General features: G+C 58.7%; 17 protein-coding genes. 7 read left to right on the forward strand and 10 right to left on the reverse strand.

All coding sequences use genetic code 11. From position 1 onward, the window contains the following. Nucleotides 1-398 precede the first annotated feature (398 nt). Complete coding sequence (gene gltS, locus G5168_RS04285; RefSeq protein ID WP_108614086.1) at nt 399-1,598, forward strand: sodium/glutamate symporter; 1,200 nt, start codon at nt 399-401, stop codon at nt 1,596-1,598. A gap of 231 nt (nt 1,599-1,829) precedes the next feature. Here gltS and G5168_RS04290 read toward each other — a convergent pair whose 3' ends face one another. Next, nucleotides 1,830-3,701, reverse strand: coding sequence for a methyl-accepting chemotaxis protein (locus tag G5168_RS04290; RefSeq protein WP_421251896.1), 1,872 nt, complete (start codon nt 3,699-3,701; stop codon nt 1,830-1,832). Nucleotides 3,702-3,957: 256 nt separating this feature from the next. On the opposite strand from G5168_RS04290, the gene prfB reads away from it, so the two are divergent. From prfB to G5168_RS04315, 5 genes are all read left to right on the forward strand, one after another. Further along, a protein-coding gene (gene prfB, locus G5168_RS04295) for a peptide chain release factor 2 (protein WP_100645262.1) occupies nt 3,958-5,056 on the forward strand; the annotation gives its coding sequence in 2 pieces (ribosomal slippage) (nt 3,958-4,032 and nt 4,034-5,056; 1,098 coding nt in all). 16 nt (nt 5,057-5,072) lie between these two features. Then, on the forward strand, nt 5,073-6,608 hold the full coding sequence (lysS, locus tag G5168_RS04300) for a lysine--tRNA ligase (RefSeq protein WP_005335201.1): 1,536 nt from the start codon (nt 5,073-5,075) through the stop codon (nt 6,606-6,608). Between the two features lie 211 nt (nt 6,609-6,819). Then, complete coding sequence (locus G5168_RS04305; protein WP_421251897.1) at nt 6,820-8,607, forward strand: assimilatory sulfite reductase (NADPH) flavoprotein subunit; 1,788 nt, start codon at nt 6,820-6,822, stop codon at nt 8,605-8,607. Further along, on the forward strand, nt 8,607-10,331 hold the full coding sequence (cysI, locus tag G5168_RS04310) for an assimilatory sulfite reductase (NADPH) hemoprotein subunit (protein WP_227342057.1): 1,725 nt from the start codon (nt 8,607-8,609) through the stop codon (nt 10,329-10,331). Before G5168_RS04305 ends, cysI begins: the two co-directional genes overlap by 1 nt. Continuing rightward, nucleotides 10,321-11,103 (forward strand): phosphoadenylyl-sulfate reductase, encoded by a 783-nt coding sequence (locus tag G5168_RS04315; protein WP_227342056.1) that lies wholly within the window; start codon nt 10,321-10,323, stop codon nt 11,101-11,103. The genes cysI and G5168_RS04315 overlap by 11 nt, the downstream gene beginning before the upstream one ends. Before the next feature lie 93 nt (nt 11,104-11,196). Here the strand turns inward: G5168_RS04315 and proX are convergent, their stop codons facing one another. The 7 genes from proX to G5168_RS04350 form a co-directional block, all read right to left on the reverse strand. After that, nucleotides 11,197-12,195, reverse strand: a complete 999-nt coding sequence (gene proX, locus G5168_RS04320; RefSeq protein ID WP_227342055.1) for a glycine betaine/L-proline ABC transporter substrate-binding protein ProX — start codon at nt 12,193-12,195, stop codon at nt 11,197-11,199. Next, nucleotides 12,192-13,355, reverse strand: a complete 1,164-nt coding sequence (gene proW, locus G5168_RS04325) for a glycine betaine/L-proline ABC transporter permease ProW (RefSeq protein WP_227342054.1) — start codon at nt 13,353-13,355, stop codon at nt 12,192-12,194. Before proW ends, proX begins: the two co-directional genes overlap by 4 nt. Beyond that, the gene (gene proV / locus G5168_RS04330; RefSeq protein WP_216953005.1) at nt 13,352-14,548 is read right to left on the reverse strand and encodes a glycine betaine/L-proline ABC transporter ATP-binding protein ProV; all 1,197 of its coding nucleotides are present in this window, start codon (nt 14,546-14,548) and stop codon (nt 13,352-13,354) included. Before proV ends, proW begins: the two co-directional genes overlap by 4 nt. Before the next feature lie 561 nt (nt 14,549-15,109). Continuing rightward, nucleotides 15,110-15,604, reverse strand: coding sequence for a type 3 dihydrofolate reductase (gene folA, locus G5168_RS04335; protein WP_227342053.1), 495 nt, complete (start codon nt 15,602-15,604; stop codon nt 15,110-15,112). Between the two features lie 24 nt (nt 15,605-15,628). Further along, complete coding sequence (locus tag G5168_RS04340; protein WP_026035076.1) at nt 15,629-16,096, reverse strand: threonine/serine exporter family protein; 468 nt, start codon at nt 16,094-16,096, stop codon at nt 15,629-15,631. Beyond that, the gene (locus G5168_RS04345) at nt 16,093-16,890 is read right to left on the reverse strand and encodes a threonine/serine exporter family protein (protein ID WP_216953003.1); all 798 of its coding nucleotides are present in this window, start codon (nt 16,888-16,890) and stop codon (nt 16,093-16,095) included. Before G5168_RS04345 ends, G5168_RS04340 begins: the two co-directional genes overlap by 4 nt. Nucleotides 16,891-17,125: 235 nt before the next feature. Then, nucleotides 17,126-17,461, reverse strand: a complete 336-nt coding sequence (locus tag G5168_RS04350) for a DUF3135 domain-containing protein (protein ID WP_421205075.1) — start codon at nt 17,459-17,461, stop codon at nt 17,126-17,128. Nucleotides 17,462-17,843: 382 nt separating this feature from the next. On the opposite strand from G5168_RS04350, the gene mog reads away from it, so the two are divergent. Then, nucleotides 17,844-18,374, forward strand: coding sequence for a molybdopterin adenylyltransferase (gene mog / locus G5168_RS04355; RefSeq protein WP_005354170.1), 531 nt, complete (start codon nt 17,844-17,846; stop codon nt 18,372-18,374). A gap of 83 nt (nt 18,375-18,457) precedes the next feature. Here the strand turns inward: mog and G5168_RS04360 are convergent, their stop codons facing one another. Both G5168_RS04360 and G5168_RS04365 read right to left on the reverse strand, forming a co-directional pair. Then, a complete protein-coding gene (locus G5168_RS04360) occupies nt 18,458-18,859 on the reverse strand; it encodes a DUF2541 family protein (RefSeq protein WP_129503427.1) in 402 nt (133 codons plus the stop codon). A gap of 169 nt (nt 18,860-19,028) precedes the next feature. Next, on the reverse strand, nt 19,029-19,238 hold the full coding sequence (locus tag G5168_RS04365) for a YgdI/YgdR family lipoprotein (RefSeq protein ID WP_129503426.1): 210 nt from the start codon (nt 19,236-19,238) through the stop codon (nt 19,029-19,031). Nucleotides 19,239-19,298 lie beyond the last annotated feature (60 nt).

Here is a 19,298-nt window from a genome sequence, read left to right on the forward strand (position 1 = left end):
GGGGTGAACCACAATGTCAACGCCCGCCAGCGCCTCTGCGTGCAGCGGAAACCGGCGAATTATAGAGACTGGCGCCCCAAATGACAGCCGTTCCATGCACCCTTTTCGGCTTTTCTGCCCTCTACCTACATAGTGCTAAATGTCACAATAAACCACTAAAACGAGCATTAATACGACAAAGATGGAATTAAACGATGCTTTTTGCTACAATCCGCCGGATTTTACTAAAATCTCATCTGGATGCCTGAGCATTTCAGGCCCGCACAAGCCCCATCTTTCCTGGGGCGGGGAGATGTTTCCCCTTCTTTGTTGGCGCATGAGCCACACTGTTTTCATCCCGGCTGAATCTGTAAGTCTTTTGCTATGAAAGACACAGCCAATCAACATGGGAGTACTGAATGTTACAACTTGATTCCTACGCAACGCTGGTCGCTGCCACTCTGGTATTGCTGCTTGGCCGGGTGTTGGTTACCCGAGTCGGGCTGCTGCGTACCTTCAACATCCCCAAACCGGTAGCCGGCGGCCTGGTGGTCGCGCTGGTACTGCTGCTGCTGCGCTCCACCCTGCAGATGGAGCTGCAATTTGATACCAGCCTGCAAACCCCGCTGATGCTGGCCTTCTTCGCCTCCATCGGTCTCTCCGCCGATCTCGCCAGCCTGAAACGCGGCGGCAAGGCGGTGGTTACCTTCCTGATGGTGGTCACCGGCCTGCTGCTGGTGCAGAACAGTCTGGGTGTCGGTCTGGCGACCCTGCTCGGTCTGGATCCCCATATGGGGCTGCTGGCCGGCTCCATCACTCTCTCCGGCGGCCACGGCACCGGGGCGGCCTGGAGTGCCACCTTCTCCGAGAAATACGGCGTGCAATCCGCTGCCGAACTCGCCATCGCCTGCGCCACCTTCGGTCTGGTGCTGGGCGGCCTGATCGGTGGCCCGGTGGCTCGCTATCTGGTGAAGAAAGTGCAGGTGCCCGGTGAGGAGCACAATCAGGATGAGGCCCCCCAGGGCTTCGAAATGCCAGATATGGAGCGCCCCCTCACCACTTTCAGCGTTATCGAAACGCTGGCATTGATAGCCATCAGCCTCAAGGGTGGCGAGCTGCTCTCGGCCTCTCTCAAAGGGGGCGCCTTCGAGCTGCCGATCTTTGTCTGCGTGCTGTTTGTCGGCGTGCTGCTGCGCAACGTCCTGACCCTGCTGAACTGGCATGAGGTGAGCGATCGCGAGGTCTCCCTGCTGGGCAACGTCAGCCTGTCGCTGTTCCTCGCCATGGCACTGATGAGCCTGAAATTGTGGGATCTGGCCAGCCTGGCCCTGCCCATCTTCATTCTGCTGGCCGCCCAGACCGTGGCAATGGCGCTCTACGCCATCTTCGTCACCTTCCGGGTGATGGGCAGCAACTATGATGCAGCCGTGCTGGCGGCAGGTCACTGCGGCTTTGGCCTCGGGGCCACCCCGACCGCCATCGCCAACATGCAGGCCATCACCCAGCGCTTCGGTCCCTCCCACCTGGCGTTTCTGGTGGTGCCCATGGTGGGCGCCTTCTTTATCGACATCATCAACGCCATGGTGATCAAGCTGTTTATGGCGATGCCATTCCTGTAATTCCCTTTCCGTCAGACGTATATGATCAGAGCCCACCTTTCGGTGGGCTCTTTGTTTGTTATCGACTCGCCAGGTGACGCAGGCAGAGCCGGGGCTCGTATCCGCCACCAGGGTGACCCGCGAGCAACCCGGAATCCCTATATCCCGCACTTCCCCGAACAACAAAAAGCCCCGCACTCGACAGAGGGCGGGGCTTTTTTATCTCAGCCGGAACAGGCCGAGAGTTGCACCTTACAGGATAAAGGTCGACACCTGCTGGTTAAGGTCAGCTGCCCGTCCCTTGAGACTCTGGGCCTGATCCAGATCGCGCATGGCGGCGGCGGTGATCTCGTCACTCACATCCTTGATGGCGGTGGTGTTCTGGGTGATCTCGCCGGTCACCTGGGTCTGCTCCTCAGCGGCAGTGGCGATCTGGCCCGCCATGTCGGAGATGAGGGAGATGGCACTGGTGATCTCTTCCAGTGCGCGCACCGCCTGATCCGCATCCTGCACGCTGTTGTCCGCCAGCCCCTGACTGGTCTGCATCAGGCTCACCGCGCGGGCGGTGGTCTGTTGCAGGGTCTCGATGGTGGACTGGATCTGCTGGGTGGAGTCCTGAGTACGGCGAGACAGCACCCGCACCTCGTCAGCCACCACCGCAAAACCACGACCCTGCTCACCAGCACGGGCCGCTTCGATGGCCGCGTTCAACGCCAGCAGGTTGGTCTGCTCGGCAATCCCCTGAATGGTGGAGAGAATGCTGGTGATCGCCTGCGCGTGACGGCTCAGCTCGCCGATCACCTCGGTCGCCTGCCCCACCTCTTCAGCCAGACCATTGATGGACTGGCGGGTCTTGTTGACCAGCATCTTGCCCTGCTCACTGCTCTGGGCAGATTGCTGGGCAGCGGCGGCGGTGTTCTCGGCGTTGCCGGCGATCTCCATGGTGGCGCTCGCCATCTCGGTGACCGCAGTGGCGACCATGGTCACCTCCTGCTGCTGACGCTGCAGCTCGTCCACCGCGGCCTGGTTGGTCACCAGACTGCGCTCGGCATCGGCGTTCAGCTCGTTGGCCAGCTGGCGGATATTACCGATCAGCTGGTGCTGGCTGCCGACGAAGCGGTTGAAGCTGTTCGCCAGCTGACCCACTTCATCGTTGGCATCGATCTTGATGCGCTGGGTCAGATCGCCGTTACCATCGGCAATGCGTGCCAGTGCCTGGGAGACCTTGCTGAGCGGGCCCAGCAGCATGCTGACCAGCCAGGAGATAGCGAGGATACTGCCCACCAGCACCAGCAGCGCCATGCCCAGCTGGGTCATCAGCAGGGAGGAGAGCGGCGCTTCCAGCGCGGCCTTGTCCAGCACCAACACGAGTTCCCAGTCGGTGTCGGGGATATCGACCGCCCACAGCAGCTTGTCACGTCCTTCGTTGTCGAAGTAGGCCGCCACCAGACCGTTGCTGGCCTTGCTCTGCTCGATCAGCGCATTGGTCAGATCGTTGTCGATCTCGGTGGCCGGTTTCATCGCCTTGGCGGCATCCTTGTAGGCGATGATGGTGCCGTCTTTGTGCATCATGATGGCAAAACCATCGGCCGGCAGCTTCATCTTGGTGACGTCCTCCACCAGCGAGGCGATGGAGAGGTCACCACCGACTACCCCGCCAGAAACCGGCTGGGCCAGGGTCACCACCATGATGTTGTAAGCCACGTCGAGATAGGGCTTGGTGACAATCAGGCCGCCCTTGCCCATTGCTTCCTGATACCAGCCACGGGAGCGCGGGTCGTAGCCATCGCGGTTGATGGAGAGATCGGAGTCATTCATCTTGCCGCTGCTCTCACCGAAATAGGTGAGCTGGAAACGGCCGGAAACTTGTGCCTGTTGCAAGGCATTGAGGGGGTCGACACCGGCCTTGTTGCCAAGCGCCTGAATGACGTCGCGACGGGCGGCGAGCCAGTCGCTGACACGCTCGGCCTGCTGGGTGCCCAACCGCTGCAACTGCTCCTGGCTGCCTTGCAGCAACAGACTCTTCTGGCTGCTATAGCTCTGCCAGGAGAGCAACGAGATCACCAGCGAAAGGGCGATCACCACTGACAACAGTATCTTCTGCTTGAGTGACAGGTTTTTCATCATGTGTTCTTCTTATTGAGGTGAGGAGCGGGTTTTTCCCTAAATTGCACAACACTACACGTAGTCATTAGCGACCCGAATGGCCAAAACTTAACCTGAAAATGGGTCGGCGGGCGATATTTTCTACCGAGGTGGAGAAAAGTGCACCAGAAATTGACGGCATGAGCCGCACAAGCCAAGGCAACCCTGTTTATTCCTTCCACAATTGGCTAGAATATCCCGTTTTTAAATCACATCGACCCTGAGAGTTTTCACGATGTTCGAAGTTAATCCCGTATTAAATAAACTTAAGGAGCTGTCTGAGCGGACCGAGCTTCTTAGGGGGTACCTTTGACTATGACGCCAAGAAAGAGCGTCTAGAAGAGGTCAACGCCGAGCTGGAACAGCCGGACGTATGGAATGAACCCGAGCGCGCACAGGCGCTGGGCAAAGAGCGCGTCGCGCTGGAAAACGTGGTCGGCACCATCGACACCCTGACCCAGGGCGTGGATGACGTCGAGATGCTGGTGAGCCTGGCCGTGGAAGGAGAAGACGAAGAGACCTTCAACGAAGCTATCGCCGAATCCGAGCAACTGGAAGCCAAGCTGGTGGACCTCGAGTTCCGCCGCATGTTCTCCGGCCAGCACGACGGCTCCGACTGCTATATCGATATTCAATCCGGCTCCGGTGGTACCGAAGCGCAGGATTGGGCCAACATGGTGCTGCGCATGTACCTGCGCTGGGGCGATGCCCACGGCTACAAGCCCGAGCTGATTGAATGCTCCGAAGGCGACGTGGCTGGTATCAAATCCGCCACCATCAAGTTCACCGGCGAATATGCGTTCGGCTGGCTGCGTACCGAAACCGGCGTACACCGTCTGGTTCGCAAGTCCCCGTTCGACTCCGGCGGCCGCCGTCACACCTCCTTCTGTTCTGTGTTCGTCTACCCCGAGATCGACGACGATATCGATATCGAGATCAACCCGGCAGATCTGCGGATCGACGTCTACCGTGCCTCCGGTGCCGGTGGTCAGCACGTTAACCGAACCGAATCCGCGGTGCGTATTACCCACGTTCCGACCGGTGTCGTGGTACAGTGCCAGAACGACCGTTCCCAGCACAAAAACAAAGACCAGTGTATGAAGCAGCTGAAAGCCAAGCTCTACGAGCTGGAAATTCAGAAGCAGAACGCTGAGAAACAAGCCCTGGAAGAGACCAAGTCTGATATCGGTTGGGGCAGCCAGATCCGTTCCTATGTGCTGGATGACTCCCGTATCAAGGATCTGCGCACCGGCGTCGAAACCCGTAATACCCAATCGGTGCTCGACGGTGACTTGGACAAGTTTATCGAAGCCAGCCTGAAATCAGGTCTGTAAACAAGCAGGAATCACCATGTCTGAACAAACCATCACTCCGGAAGTCGACCAAACTCTCGAACTCAACAACGAGATGACCGAGCGTCGTTCCAAGCTGGCCGCCCTGCGCGCCCAGGGTAATCCTTTCCCCAACGACTTCCGTCGCGACAGCCTCTCTGGCGATCTGCACGCAGAGTTCGACGACAAAAGCGCCGAGGAGCTGACGAGCCTGGGTAAACGGGTGAAGATTGCCGGTCGCATCATGACCCGCCGGATCATGGGCAAGGCTTCTTTCGCCACCCTGCAGGACATGGCCGGCAAGATCCAGGTCTACGTCACCCGTGACGACCTGCCGGAAGGTTTCTACAACGAGCAGTTCAAGAAGTGGGATCTGGGCGACATCGTGGGTGTCGAAGGTACCCTGTTCAAGACCCAGACCGGTGAGCTCTCCGTTCACGTTTCCGATATCCGCCTGCTGACCAAGGCGCTGCGTCCGCTGCCTGAGAAGCACAAAGGCCTGACCGACCAGGAAGCTCGCTGCCGCCAGCGCTACCTGGATCTGATCGCCAACGAAGAGTCTCGCAAGACCTTCATGATCCGCACCCAGGTGGTTGCCGGTATCCGCAAGTTCTTCAACGAAAAGCGCTTCATGGAAGTGGAAACCCCGATGATGCAAGTCATCCCGGGTGGTGCCTCCGCGCGTCCGTTCGTCACTCACCACAATGCGCTGGACATCGACATGTACCTGCGTATCGCTCCGGAGCTCTATCTGAAGCGTCTGGTGGTCGGTGGTTTCGAGCGTGTCTACGAGATCAACCGCAACTTCCGTAACGAAGGTATCTCGGTTCGTCACAACCCCGAGTTCACCATGATCGAGTTCTACATGGCCTACGCCGACTACATCGATCTGATGGACCTGACCGAAGAGCTGCTGCGCACCCTGGCGCAGGACATTCTGGGCGACACCAAGATCCGTTACGCCAAAGAGGGCGAAGAGGGCCTGACCATCGATTTCGGTCAGCCGTTCCAGCGCCTCACCATGGTCGAGTCCATCCTGAAGTTCAACCCGGACGTAACTCTGGACGATCTGGCTACCCTGGAGAGCGCCAAGGCCGTTGCCAAGCGTCTGCACATCGAGCTGATGAAGGGCTGGGAACTGGGCCACGTGATCACCGCGATCTTCGAAGAGACCGTGGAGCACATGCTGCTGCAACCGACCTTCATCACCGAGTACCCGGCTGCCGTTTCTCCGCTGGCCCGCCGCAACGACGTGAACCCGGACGTAACCGACCGCTTCGAGTTCTTCATCGGTGGCCGCGAGCTGGCCAACGGCTTCTCCGAGCTGAACGATGCAGAAGACCAGGCCAAGCGCTTCCAGGATCAGGTTGATCAGAAAGAAGCAGGCGACGACGAAGCCATGTTCTACGACGCCGACTTCGTCACCGCACTGGAACACGGCCTGCCGCCGACTGCCGGTCAGGGTATCGGTATCGACCGTCTGGTCATGCTGTTCACCAACAGCCACACCATCCGTGACGTCATTCTGTTCCCGGCCCTGCGTCCGCAGAAATAAGGCCCACAGAAGTCAGCTACATCCCTTGGGTCAATCCCAAGCGTGATAGCCAATAAAAACGCCCCGCAACAGCGGGGCGTTTTTCTATCTTCTTTACCGCTAAATCACTTTATAAATTCAATAATGGAATAAAGAAGATATTTTTATTCTTTGTTGTTAGCCAACACGCCCTTTAATCTGGCCAAAAATCAGACCATGGAAGACGCGTGTGATGCAATTGAAGGATTCCCCATTCAACCTATCCCCCCTCTCTGACGAGCAGCAACGTCAGTTGGGTCAGGTACTCTCGACCCTCAATACCCAGCAACTGGCCTGGGTGAGCGGATATCTCTACGGCCTCTCCCAGAGCGGTCAGCAGAGCGTTGCAGCCAGCGCCGCCGTGGCTGCGCCCAGCGGCAGCCTGACCATTCTCTACGGCTCCCAGACCGGCAACGCCAAAGGGGTCGCCACTGCCATCAAGGCGCAGGCCGAGGCCCGCGGTCTACCGGTCACCCTAGCGTCGATGGCCGACTACAAACCCAAGCAGCTCAAGAAAGAGAGCCACCTGCTGGTGGTAGTGAGCACTTACGGGGAGGGTGAACCGCCGGAGAGCGCCGTCGATCTGTTCGAGCAGCTTAAAAAAGGCAAGATTGGCAAGCTGGACGGCCTCAGATTCGCGGTGCTGGGGCTGGGTGACAGCTCCTACGAATTTTTCTGCCAGACCGGCAAAGATTTTGACGACTTCCTCGCCAAAGCAGGGGCCGAGCGCATTTATGAGCTCGCCAGCCTCGATGTGGACTATCAGGATGCAGCCAAGAGCTGGGGCGAACAAGCGCTCAACGCCATTGCCACGACCCTCTCTACCAGAGCGGCCAGCAGCGTAGCCAGCGCGGTGCAACAGGCGGTTGGCCACAGCCAGTACAGCAAGGAGAACCCCTTCCCTGCCCGCCTCTCGGTCAATCAGAAGATCACCGGCCGGGATTCCACCAAGGATATCCGCCATATCGAAATCAATCTGGCCGACTCCGGCCTCACCTATCAGCCGGGGGATGCCCTCGGGGTCTGGTTCGACAATGACGCCGAACTGGTGGGCGAAGTGCTGGCCCTGACCGGCCTCTCTGGCGATGAATCCACGGCCCACGGCACCTTGCGCGCTGCCCTGACCAGTCACTTCGAACTGACCCGGCTGCACGGCGGCTTTATCACAGGACTCGCTGACATATCGGACAACGCGGCGCTGAAAGACTTGGCCGGTGACAAGGCCCAGGTCAATGCACTGGTGGCCTCCGCTCAGGTGGTGGATGTGCTGAAACGCTTCCCGACCGCGCTCACGGCCGAGCAGCTGATCGGGTTGCTACGTCCCCTCACCCCGCGCCTCTACTCAATCGCCTCCGCACAGAGCGAAGTCGAAGAGGAGGTGCACCTGACCGTCGGCGTGGTGCGCTACCCGCAGGAAGATGGCACAGTGCGCTCTGGCGCCGCCTCCTCCTATCTGGCGGATCGGCTGATTGAGGATGGCGAGGTACGGGTATTCGTCGAGCACAACGACAACTTCCGCCTGCCGCAAAACCCCGACACCCCCGTCATCATGGTGGGCCCGGGCACCGGCATCGCCCCGTTCCGCGCCTTTATGCAGGAGCGGGAAGCCCAAGGTGCCGAGGGCAAGAACTGGCTCTTCTTCGGCAACCCCCACTTTACCCAGGATTTCCTCTATCAGGTGGAGTGGCAGCGTTATGTGAAATCTGGGCTGCTGTCGAAGATCTCCCTGGCCTTCAGCCGGGATCAGGCCAACAAGATTTATGTGCAGGACCGTCTGCGCGAGGCAGGGCTTGAGCTCTACCAGTGGCTGGAAGCAGGCGCTCACTTCTATGTGTGTGGCGACGCCAACAAGATGGCCAAGGATGTACAGGAGGCCCTGCTGGATGTAATTGCCGAACACGGTCACAAGAGCCGTGAGGAAGCAGAAGAGTATTTGAGCGAATTGCGTCGTGCCAAACGTTATCAAAGGGATGTCTATTGATGAGCAAACAACCTCTTTCTCACCCAAAAGCGGGACCGGTCGAAGGGCCGCTGGCCGACAACGAGCGCCTCAAGCGCGAGAGCAACTTTCTGCGCGGCACCATAGAGCAAGATCTGCAGGATCCGCTCACCGGCGGCTTCAACGGCGACAACTTCCAGCTGATCCGCTTTCACGGCATGTACCAGCAGGATGACCGCGACATCCGCCCGGAGCGCGCCGCCCAGAAGCTGGAGCCGCTGCACAACGTCATGCTGCGTGCCCGCCTGCCGGGTGGGATCATCACCCCGGCCCAGTGGCAGATCATTGACAAGTTCGCCGAAGAGCACAGCCTCTACGGCAGCATCCGCCTGACTACCCGTCAAACCTTCCAGTTCCACGGGGTATTGAAGCGCGACATCAAGCTGATGCACCAGACCCTCAACAGCACCGGCATCGATTCCATCGCCACCGCTGGCGATGTGAACCGCAACGTGCTCTGCACCAGCAACCCGGTGGAGTCCGAGCTGCATCAGGAGGCCTACGAGTGGGCCAAGAAGATCTCCGAACACCTGCTGCCCAAGACCCGCGCCTACGTGGAGATCTGGCTGGACGGTGAAAAACTGGGGCAGGATGAGGAACCGATCCTGGGTTCCAACTACCTGCCGCGCAAATTCAAGACGACCGTGGTGATCCCGCCCCACAACGACGTGGATATCCACGCCAACGATCTCAACTTCGTGGCGATCGCCGAGCATGGCAAGCTGGTGGGCTTCAACGTGCTGGTGGGCGGCGGGCTGGCTATGACCCACGGCGACACCAGCACCTACCCGCGCAAGGCGAGCGACTTTGGCTTTATTCCGCTATCCCACGTGCTGGAGGTGGCGGCCGCCGTAGTCAGCACCCAGCGCGACTGGGGCAACCGGGTCAACCGCAAGAACGCCAAGACCAAGTACACCCTCGAGCGTGTCGGCGTCGAAACCTTCAAGGCCGAGGTGGAGAGCCGCGCTGGCATCCAGTTCGGGCCGGTTCGCCCCTATGAGTTCACCAGCCGTGGCGATCGCTTCGGTTGGGTCGAGGGGATCGACGGCAAGCATCACCTCACCCTGTTTATCGAGAATGGCCGCCTGCTGGACTTCCCGGGCAAGCCGCTCAAAACCGGCATGCTGGAGATCGCCAAGGTGCATCAGGGGGATTTTCGCCTGACCGCCAACCAGAACCTGATCATCGCAGGGGTACCTGCCAGCGAGAAAGCCCGCATCGAAGGGCTGGCGCGCCAGTACGGCCTGCTGGATGACGGCGTGAGCGAGCAGCGCAAGCAGTCCATGGCTTGTGTGGCACTGCCTACCTGCCCGCTAGCGATGGCCGAGGCGGAACGCATGCTGCCAGCGTTTGTCACCGACATCGAGGGCTTACTGGCCAAGCACGATCTCGCCGATGACGCCATCATCTTCCGGGTCACCGGTTGCCCCAACGGCTGCGGCCGCGCCATGCTGGCGGAAGTGGGTCTGGTGGGCAAGGCGCCCGGCCGCTACAACCTCCATCTGGGGGGCAACCTGGAGGGCACCCGCATTCCGCGCCTCTATCAGGAGAACATCACCGAGCCGCAGATCCTGGCAGAACTGGATGCGCTGATCGGCCGCTGGGCCAAAGAGCGCAATCAGGGTGAGTGCTTCGGCGACTTCGTGATCCGGGTTGGGGTAATTGCCCCCGTTATCGATTCTGCGAGGGACTTCTATGCCGCTTAATGTCACTGAAGATGGCCGCCTTGACCTGCAGGCACTGCTGGCCCTCGGCCGTGAGGAGCAAGTCGAGGCACTCGCGCCCCTCAACCGGGAGCTGGATACCATGAGTGCCCCCGAGCGGGTGCGCTGGGCCCTGGCCAATCTGCCGGGGGAGCATGTGCTCTCCTCCAGTTTCGGTATTCAGGCGGCGCTGATGCTCCATCTGGTAAGTCGCGAACGGGCCGACGTGCCCGTGGTGCTGACCGATACCGGTTATCTCTTCCCCGAGACCTACCGTTTCATCGACGAGCTGACCGAGCGCCTCGCACTCAACCTGAAAATCTATCGGGCCGAGTTGTCACCGGCCTGGCAGGAGGCGCGATTTGGCCTCCTGTGGGAGCAGGGGGTAGAGGGGATCACCCGCTACAACCAGCTCAACAAGGTGGAGCCGATGGACCGCGCCCTGCGTGAACTGGGGGCCCAGACCTGGTTCTCCGGCCTGCGCCGGGAGCAGTCCGGCAGCCGTGGCAAGCTGCCGGTACTGGGCATCCAGCGCGGCCGCTTCAAGTTCCTGCCGGTGATCGACTGGAGCAACAAGGACGTCTTCTACTACTTCAAGGAGTTCGACCTCCCCTACCACCCGCTGTGGGAGCAGGGTTATCTCTCGGTGGGCGATATCCACACCACCGCCAAGTGGGAGCCGGGCATGAGCGAGGAGCAGACCCGCTTCTTCGGCCTCAAACGCGAGTGCGGTTTGCACGAGGAGAACGGCGAGAACGACGGCTCAGGCATCTGAGCCAAGCTGTCCACCCGCACGGCTTTCATAAAAAAACGCCCGGCAACAGCCGGGCGTTTTAATTTGCGCAAAAGGGTGGCATTCCCCCCCTCATTACTTGGCGGCGCGCGCCTGGGTCAGCCAGTCGTTCACCAGCACCTCGTGGCCCTTGAGCCAGGCGTCGGCGTGACGCTCCACATCCGCCGGCTTGTTCTGCCCCTTGTTCATCAGACCGTTCTGCACGTTGATGTCATTGAGCGGAAGCTTGACGATGGAGAACAGCCTGGCGGCTGCCGGGTTGGCCTCGGCGAACTGCTTGTTGGCCACTATATGCATGGTGTTGACCGGGAAGCCATAGTTCTTGCCGTTCGGCAGCCGGGTCTTGGCCGCATCAGGGCCGTCGGCGGGCACCTCCAGCCACACCACGTCCTTGCCCGGCACCAGCTCGCTGCTGAGCCAGTAGGGGGTCCAGGTGTAGTAGAGCACCGGCTTGCCGGCCTGGTAACGGGCACGGGTATCGGCGATCAGCGCCGCGTAGTTGCCCTGCTTGTGGGTGACGGTCGGGGTCAGGCCGAACCCGGCCAGATGACGGTTGATCGCCTCTTCGCAGCCCCAGCCCGGGTTGCAACCCACCAGGTCGGCCTTGCCGTCGCCATCGCCGTCAAACAGCGCCGCCAGCTTGGGATCCTTGAGCTGACCCAGATTGGTGATGCCGTAGCGAGTCGCGGTCTGCTTGTCGATGAGATAGCCCTGGGCGGCCCCGGCCACATAGGTGCCCTCACGGAAGAACACCTTGTCGCCGCCAGCCTGCTCATACTTGTTGTTTTGCAGCGGTATCCAGTTGAAGGCGAGGAAGGTGCCATCCCCCTGCGCCACCGAGGCGTAGGCCACGTTGTAATCCACCTCCTGGGCCGGCTGGACGTCATAGCCGAGGCGCGCCATCAGCTTGCTGACCAACAGGGTCTGAAAACTCTCCTCCGGCAACGAGCTCTGCAGGGGCTGGACGCGCACTCCCTCCCCCGGCAGCTCGGTGCTGGCCATGGCGAGCGGGCCGAGCAGTTGGGAGCTCAACAGCAGGGAACCCAGGGTCAGCGTCTTGGTAATGAGCCTCATGCATTTACTCCTTTGTAATCGATAGACTTGTCGCGGCCGAGCAGGCGCAGCAGCAGGGCGGCGGGGCCGCGCTGATACCAGCGGCCGGTACGACTGCAATCCGGCTGTCCCATCGCCTGGGTCAGGCGGTCGAGCACGATGGCCAGCAATACGATGCCGAGGCCGCCGATGGAGGCGAGCCCCATGTCGAGCCGGCCGATGCCGCGCAGCACCATCTGGCCGAGGCCCCCCACCGCAATCATGGAGGCGATCACCACCATGGAGAGTGCCAGCATCAGGGTCTGGTTGACCCCGGCCATGATGGTGGGCATGGCGAGCGGCAGTTGTACCTTGAACAGCAGCTGAGAGGGGCTGGCACCGAACGAGTGGGCCGCCTCAACCAGATCCGCAGGCACCTGGCGAATGCCCAGCATGGTCAGCCGGATCATCGGCGGCAGCGCGAAGATGACGGTCACCACCACCCCGGGCACGTTGCCGATACCGAACAGCATGACGATGGGGATGAGGTAGACGAAGGCCGGGGTAGTCTGCATCGCATCCAGCAGCGGCCGGGTCCAGCGCGACAGTCGCTCGCTCCTCGCCAGCAGGATGCCGACCGGCAGCCCGATCAGCACGCAGAAGAACAGCGAGGTCAGCACCAGCGACAGGGTCACCATGGCATCGGACCAGGCGCCGATAAGGCCCACCACCACTAGCGAGAACAGGGTTCCCAGCGCCATGCGAGCGTTCACCAGTTGCCAGGCGATCAGGGTCAGCAGACCGATCATCAGGGTGGAAGGTACCGTCTGCAGCAGATGGGTCATGCCGCCCAGCGCCAGCTCCACCGGTGCACGGATCAGCTGAAACACGGGACGCAGGTTGTCCACCAGCCAGCCGATGCCATCCTCGACCCAGCTGTCCAGTGGCACCAACGCCTGCTGGAAGGGATCCAGCCAGTCGACGGCAGCTGTGGTATCCACCGTCTCGATCTGGTTCTGCCAGTCGGTGGCGGCGGTGGCGGCGGTGGCGGTATCACTCCAGGGATCGGCCACCTCGGTGGCACTAGAAGCCGTGGCGCCCCAAGGGTCGGCCGCCACCTCATCGGCACGCAGGGCGGGGCTCGCCAGCAGCACCAGGGCCAGCAGCCCGCTCAGTAAAAAATTGGGATTCATCAGCTTCATGCCGGGGTACTCCTGTCCAGGGTGTTCAGCAGGTTGGCCTTGGAGATGAGGCCCAGATAAGTGCCATCCTCCTCGACCACGGGCACCTGACAGGGGGCGGCCGCCACCTGGCTGATCAGTTCGTTGAGGGCGGTGTCCGCCATAATGGGCCGGATGTCCGCCAGCAGCGCCTGCTCCAGGCTGCCTTTGGCCCTGACTGCATGACCGAGCGACTCCACCGAGACGACCCCGATGAAGCGACGCCGGCGATCCACCACGTAACCGAACTCCCGCTCCTGCTCCTTGAGCTGGCGCAGGGCGTTGCCCGGCCCGTCGGTGGTGTGCTTCTTGATGAGCGGCATCTGCTTGCGGCTGGCCACGTCGCGGGCGCTGAACACGTTGGCCAGATCCACCCCGCGAAAGAAGGCGCGCACATAGTCATTGGCGGGCTGGTTCAGGATCTCGTCCGGGGTGCCGACCTGCACCAGCTGGCCGTCCTGCATGATGGCGATGCGATCGCCGATACGCATCGCCTCGTCCAGATCGTGAGAGATGAAGACGATGGTGCGCTGCTGGCTGGCCTGCAGCTTGAGCAGCTCGTCCTGCATCTCGGTGCGGATCAGCGGATCCAGCGCCGAAAAAGCCTCGTCCATCAGCAGGATGTCAGGGTCGTTGGCAAGCGCCCTAGCCAGGCCGACCCGCTGCTTCATGCCGCCGGAGAGGGCATCGGGGAAGGCATCGATCCACTGACCCAACCCCACCTGATGGAGCGCCTGGCGGGCGCTCTGCTGGCGCTCCGCCAGCGGCACACCGGCCAGCTCCAGCCCGAAGGCAGTGTTTTCCAGCACGCTCAGGTGCGGCATCAGGGCGAAGGACTGGAATACCATGCTGATCTTCTTGCGCCGCACCTGACGCAGCTCGCCGTCGGAGATGGCGGCGATGTCCTCACCATCGATCAGTACCTGGCCGCGGGTTGGCTCGATCAGCCGGTTGAAGAGACGCACCAGGGTGGATTTGCCCGAGCCGGAGAGGCCCATCACCACGAAGATCTCCCCTTCGTCGATGGCCAGATTGACATCTTGGACCCCCAGGGTCTGCCCGGTTTTTTGCAGGATGCTGGCGCGGTCATGCCCTTTCGCCAGCAATTTGAACGCTTTTTCCGGCTGATCGCCGAAGATTTTGTAGAGTGATTTAACCTCGAGTTTGACTGTCATATTGTCCTTTTTTCTTGGCCGACGACTTGCCAGGCAAACCGTCGAACGCGAACCAATTACTTATTACACTAAGCAATAGACAACCAAAACAAAAGAACCAATAGAGTCCCAGCAAGCTAACGCCAAAATAAGCATTTGATTTTAATCAGTTATTTATATCGACAAAAAACGGACAAAGTCTGGTTTTATCCATAAAATTTTCCATATAAAACGAAGATTCACTGGGGAAAATCATCAAAAACAATCAAAAAAGAGCAAGCAAAGGCAGTTTGATGGAGGTAAAAGCATGACATGCCACCCAGATAATCAACAGCGACCAAATAATTACATATCTAACCATTTATTGGTCACAATGAGGATAGATTGGGGGACAAGAAAAGGAGCAGAGGAGGGGCAGAGCAGAGGATGAAGGTGCGTTCACACGCCGCGATGAGATCGCCCTGCCACCTCTGGACCATCGGCCTGCTGGCACGGAGCTTCTGGCAAATAGCCCGTGCGAAAAAAGCCCCTTGTGCAACACAAGGGGCTTTTTAGTGGCTATCGATTAGCGCATGCCATAATTCACCGGCGTTGCCAGGTCTCGAAGCGGTAGGGATAAGCGTTCCGCTCATCAGCTAAATGAGACTCTTCTTCCAATAGCTCCCAGTCGGTATGATCCAACACTGGAAAATGGGCGTCGCCCTCAACTTCAAGTTCAATCTGGGTCAGATAGAGGCGTTCAGCCTTCGGCAAGAGCTGTTCAAACAGATGACCACCACCGATCACCATCAGCTCCTCCACAGCTTCGTCATGACTCAATAGTTCTAATGCAGCCTTAACAGAATCAATTACTTCTACACCATCAACCCGATACTCAGGATTACGGCTGATCACCAGATTACGGCGCCCGGGTAGTGGACGACCAATGGATTCGAAGGTCTTGCGTCCCATCAGCACCGGCTTGCCGAGGGTGATCCGCTTGAAGTGGGCCAGATCGGCCGGCATATGCCAGGGCATCTGGTTGTCCTTGCCGATCACACGGTCTTGAGCCACGGCGGCAATCATGGAAATCTTCACGGTATCAATCTCTCACTTCACCATTCATATAATGGGGCGGTTACGATACACGACCAAGGAAGGAATCGCTAGACCGAAACTGAGGGCGCCGACGATAAACAGCGCCTTGAGGCCGTTCTCCACCGCGCTCTGGATCAACTCCATGGTCACACCGTTGATGTTGAGCTCCACCACCGCGATCATGGTCTTGAAGGCATAGCTGCCCGGGATCATCGGAATGATGGAGGCAACGCTGAACACCGGACGCGGCGCCAGCAGACGTCGCGACCAGTAGACACAGACAAAACCGACCGTAGTTGCCGCCGCCAGCGTCGCCCACTCGATGGGCATACCATAGTGGATCAGCAGGGTACGCAGGCTGTGGGCCAGCGCGCCGCCCATAGCGCAGTACTTCAGCATTCGCGGTGGCACGTTGAACAGCATGGCAAACCCCACCGCCGGGATGGAGGACCAGAAGGCATCCTTGGCCAGTAGCCAGAGCAAATCCATCATACTTTCCACCCCCAGATCCCGGTGACCGACATGGCCAAAATGATACCTATGGCGGCACTGATGGTCAGCAGGGTCGCAGTCCCCCAGCGGGCCAAGCCCATGTTGAAGTAGCCCTTCACCATATCGGAGACCGCATTGATCAGCGGAAAGCCCGGCACCAGCAACAGCACGCTGGCCGCCATGGCGAGATAGGGCTGGTCACCCCAGTTGAAGAAGGTGGCGCTGGAGGAGAGCAAGGTGGCGATAAAACCGGTTACAGCAAAGTTGATGAGCGGACTGTGATGATGGCGGGCCATCAGCTGGCGCACCCGCATCGCGACGGCAGACGAGAAGCAGGTCACCAGGAAGATGGGCCAATCACCACCAAACAGCAGACTAAAGGCTCCACAGGAGAGCCCTACCATGGGCACCACCAACCAGGGGTGATAATGGAAGGGGACAATGGCCTCGAGTCGCTGGCGCACTTCCCGTGCGCCGATCAGCTCTTTCTCCGCCATGATGCAGATCCGCTGGATTTCGCACACCACCTGCATGTTGATGCCATGCTCGCGCACCCGCCGAGTGGTGGTGACACAGCTGCCCTGATAGAGACTGGTGAGCACAATGGCGCTCGACGAGATAGCCATTTCGACACTCTCCAACCCCAGCGCCATCCCCAGTCGCACCGTGGTCTGTTCGATGATCCGGCTCTCCGCCCCGAACTGGGCCAACAACTGACCCACCTTGACGATAATGCGGGTGATCTCTGTCTGTTGCTCCCGCGACAACACCCGTCTTGGTGTGATACTTCTCATAATCCCTTCGAGTCGTAGCAATAAAAATTTCGGCCATATTAGCCTAACTTTTACCGTTATTCATCCACCTCAATCACAACCTGACTAATAATTTATTACAAGAAGGAGAAAAGAGATTACATCACAAATACATTACGACTAACATTAAAAACCATAACAATCAGGTCGTCAGCAATTCCCTTTATTATGACCTCACCGATTTGGCTGAAATATCAACCAAGGAGTTTCTTGCAGATTATTTACGACGTCGATAGTCCGCCAGACGGATTATTTTACCACTGCCATCGTTTTCAGGCGGAGGCTCTCCCTCTTCTCTGAACTGGATCATTTCGCTGCGCATCAGATAAAAGGATTCCCGCATCATGTTGGCAATCCGGATACAGCTGTCTAGATTGTTTTTAGCCAGCCGACGCTGACCATCAATCTTGAACTGCAATCCGCGCAGACGGCGCTGCTGATCGGGGCTCGCACGGGCCATCAACTGGTCGATCTGCTGCTCCAGGATCGCATCCAGCCGGGAAGGCTCTCTCGCGGCCAACTCCTTCAGGGTGTCAAAATCAGGCAACTCCATATGCCCTCCTCGGCGACTCTTGCTGGCTCCACAACTTGAGGAATCAGCCATATAAAACTTTATATACGACCGAGCGGCAAAGAGCTCACCACACCACTCAGGTAATCGTTATTAAAATGGCAACCATGATGAAAATCATCCATTGAAATAACATGCAGAAACAAACATTTGCTTAAAAAAGAAAGAGCATGCAAAACACTTAGACATTTTAGGCTGCTTTTTTATGTTTTTTATTTCCAATAAAAGCCGGGATAAATTAATTTTGCTTCATTCGACTCTTTATCATCCATAAAATGACCAGTAGCTCCTTCCGACGATTTAACATATCTCACTGATTATGTTATTTTAATTGCCACTTTTATCGGACATTCAAGAGCAGACCATGAGCAAGGCAAAAATCGGTATCGTCACCGTCAGCGATCGCGCCAGCGCGGGCATCTATGAAGACCTCTCCGGCAAGGCCATCATCGACACCCTGAACGCCTATCTGACCTCGGAGTGGGAACCTGTCTATCAGGTGATCCCCGATGAACAGGATCAGATTGAAGCGACCCTGATCCGGCTGGCGGATGAAGAGCAGTGTTGTCTCATCGTCACCACAGGCGGCACCGGCCCGGCCAAGCGGGATGTCACGCCGGAAGCGACCGAAGCGGTGTGTGATCGCATGATGCCGGGCTTTGGCGAGCTGATGCGGGCCGAATCCCTCAAGTTTGTGCCGACCGCCATTCTGTCGCGCCAGACTGCCGGGCTGCGCGACGATACCCTGATCGTCAATCTGCCGGGCAAGCCCAAATCGATCCGCGAGTGTCTGGATGCAGTATTCCCCGCCATCCCCTACTGCATCGATTTGATGGAAGGGCCGTATCTTGAGTGCGATGAAACTGTCATCAAGCCATTTCGGCCGAAAAAATAGCAAAGCCGACCATAAAAAATAATGGCGAGCCACGGCTCGCCATTATTTTTAGCTCATCTGTTCGTGCAGACAAAATGCATCGATTATTTACGGCCGAATACTTTTACGCCCGCTTTGCTGCGCTCTGAATTACCGTACACTTCGATCTTTTTCACACAACGACGCGAACCCAGTGATTTCCACTCGGTCTCTTTATCACTGCTCATCTCCCGATCGAAGCGAATGGTTTTGGTACGATCACCACCATAGGTCACCACCACCCGATCCAGGGTCAAATCACGTTCCGCCTTCACCTTGATATATTTGGTCTGACGGCAAATCACCAAAGGAATTGTCGCACCATGATCACCGGCCCCCAGCAAAATAGTCCGCCCCAGCGTGAACTGATCATCGCCAGCATGGCTGGCTGACGCCACCACCAGCAAGACACCACCCAGCAGGGTGCGCGCGGAAAAACGGGAATTCCAGATAGACATCAGGGACATAACACCTCCAATAAAAAACGGAGTGCAATAATACGGACCGAACCATAACGGAAGCTGTACCCGAACGCGCATTTGTGGCGAAAGAGGTGCGATTGCCTGAGAAAATGGAGAGATTTGCCGGTAAAAATGTGAAGGGCCGCATATTGCGGCCCTGACTGCATATGAGCGCTCAACGCTCCATGATCTGGGTCACATCTTCTTTATTGATCATCACCTCACGCCCTTCATGATCGTAATAGCGATACATACCGGTACTCTCGTCCAGCTTGGGCTTGCTCTCTGTGGTGATCATCTTGCCATCCTTGGTGCTCATGATGTATTGGGAGCTGCATGCTACCAGCCCCAGGGCGCACACCAGGATCATCATCAGTTTTTTCATAGGCGCACTCTTCTCCTTTCACCCTCACCACGAGGGTGTCATATCCAGCCTACTCCAATC

This window comes from Aeromonas sp. 600724 (assembly GCF_049175135.1).
Classification (GTDB): Bacteria; Pseudomonadota; Gammaproteobacteria; order Enterobacterales; family Aeromonadaceae; genus Aeromonas; species Aeromonas veronii_A.

Coding starts and splice junctions, on each gene's coding strand:
- gltS (WP_108614086.1), top strand. CDS start 399: ATGTTACAACTTGATTCCTACGCAACGCTGGTCGCTGCCACTCTGGTA.
- G5168_RS04290 (WP_421251896.1), bottom strand. CDS start 3,701: ATGAAAAACCTGTCACTCAAGCAGAAGATACTGTTGTCAGTGGTGATC.
- lysS (WP_005335201.1), top strand. CDS start 5,073: ATGTCTGAACAAACCATCACTCCGGAAGTCGACCAAACTCTCGAACTC.
- G5168_RS04305 (WP_421251897.1), top strand. CDS start 6,820: ATGCAATTGAAGGATTCCCCATTCAACCTATCCCCCCTCTCTGACGAG.
- cysI (WP_227342057.1), top strand. CDS start 8,607: ATGAGCAAACAACCTCTTTCTCACCCAAAAGCGGGACCGGTCGAAGGG.
- G5168_RS04315 (WP_227342056.1), top strand. CDS start 10,321: ATGCCGCTTAATGTCACTGAAGATGGCCGCCTTGACCTGCAGGCACTG.
- proX (WP_227342055.1), bottom strand. CDS start 12,195: ATGAGGCTCATTACCAAGACGCTGACCCTGGGTTCCCTGCTGTTGAGC.
- proW (WP_227342054.1), bottom strand. CDS start 13,355: ATGAAGCTGATGAATCCCAATTTTTTACTGAGCGGGCTGCTGGCCCTG.
- proV (WP_216953005.1), bottom strand. CDS start 14,548: ATGACAGTCAAACTCGAGGTTAAATCACTCTACAAAATCTTCGGCGAT.
- G5168_RS04340 (WP_026035076.1), bottom strand. CDS start 16,096: ATGATGGATTTGCTCTGGCTACTGGCCAAGGATGCCTTCTGGTCCTCC.
- G5168_RS04345 (WP_216953003.1), bottom strand. CDS start 16,890: ATGAGAAGTATCACACCAAGACGGGTGTTGTCGCGGGAGCAACAGACA.
- G5168_RS04350 (WP_421205075.1), bottom strand. CDS start 17,461: ATGGAGTTGCCTGATTTTGACACCCTGAAGGAGTTGGCCGCGAGAGAG.
- mog (WP_005354170.1), top strand. CDS start 17,844: ATGAGCAAGGCAAAAATCGGTATCGTCACCGTCAGCGATCGCGCCAGC.
- G5168_RS04360 (WP_129503427.1), bottom strand. CDS start 18,859: ATGTCCCTGATGTCTATCTGGAATTCCCGTTTTTCCGCGCGCACCCTG.
- G5168_RS04365 (WP_129503426.1), bottom strand. CDS start 19,238: ATGAAAAAACTGATGATGATCCTGGTGTGCGCCCTGGGGCTGGTAGCA.